Below are 1,051 nucleotides of genomic sequence, written 5' to 3'. Positions count from 1 at the left end.
TCGCCAGGCAGACTGCGACAGAGCCACGACCAAGCTCAACCGCCGACCGAGAAAACGCTATGGCTATGAAACGCCACTCCAACGACTTCAGCGGTCAGGGGTGTTGCACTTGGAGTGTTAATTCACCCCTCGCCCGAGCTTGGCCGCGTGCGACGCCTTTCAGATACCCGAATGATAAATGCAAGTACCAGGCCAAGCACAGCAAAGGCTGCGGCAACGGCGTACCGATGCTCACCAGGAACTATGGGAATGCTCTTACTAATTGGGCGATCTGGATCTTGAGCCAACGTCATACATGCCACTACGAGCATTAGCAGCGGAATAAAGTAACGCCGTAGAGCGGATAGCAAATAATTCATAGGCTCGCCGGTTCAGTTAGAGCCACTAGTTTCCTCAGTGCGGGGCCTAACACCTGAATTAAGCCGAGCCGCGAAGCGGCTTCGGCTTGAATGAATTGTTAGGGGGCAACGGAATAGCCGCCTAAGTAAGGGTCAAATATGCACGCATTGGGGCGAACCACTAAGTCCAGCACCCGTACTCCATCGTTGCTGTTGTAAGCAAACTCAAGTTCTACATTTTTAGCTAGCAAGTTCTTAGTTTGATTGGCGCAGGTCTCGTTGACAGTTTGCTTCCTAATGGCAGCAATATTCGCCGCGGTTAATCGATCGGAGCTGTAATTAACGAGAGTGTACCTATAGATCATTCTCTTGCCGCCGACAGCAGTGACCGGGTTTAGGCGCGTTTCTTTGTCGAGCATCATTGGAAGTGCTTTGTTGGCTTTTATAGCCAAACTATCGAGTAGCTCTTCGTTGGATGGTTTACTCGCGGCGCGACCTAGAAGCTTGCCGAAGACAATGGCTAACAGCATTACAACAACGAACGCCGCTTTTCCGAGTCCCGAAATTAGTTTCGCCACATTTGCCCCCTAACACCTGAATTAAGCCGAACCGCGAAGCGGTTTCGGCTTGAATGAATTGTTAGCGGTCACTGGCGGGGAGAACAAATGCGAGCTCTCCACCAGGACACGCGATGACGTCTATCCGATCCCCAG

1 protein-coding gene and 1 pseudogene are annotated in these 1,051 nt (G+C 51.8%); one reads left to right on the top strand and one right to left on the bottom strand.

The annotated features are described in order from the left end of the window. Positions 1-121 (top strand): annotated as a pseudogene (locus tag G7B67_RS13665) (IS30 family transposase); the annotation flags it as partial. Between the two features lie 336 nt (positions 122-457). Here the strand turns inward: G7B67_RS13665 and G7B67_RS13170 are convergent. Beyond that, entirely contained in the window at positions 458-868 is a 411-nt protein-coding gene (locus G7B67_RS13170) for a hypothetical protein (protein ID WP_166213157.1), read from the bottom strand. Positions 869-1,051: the final 183 nt, after the last annotated feature.

The sequence above is a fragment of the Cognatiluteimonas telluris genome (assembly GCF_011320095.1).
Classification (GTDB): domain Bacteria; phylum Pseudomonadota; class Gammaproteobacteria; order Xanthomonadales; family Xanthomonadaceae; genus Cognatiluteimonas; species Cognatiluteimonas telluris.
Note: the sequence above shows the minus strand (reverse complement) of the source record. Positions and strands in the feature narration are given on the sequence as shown.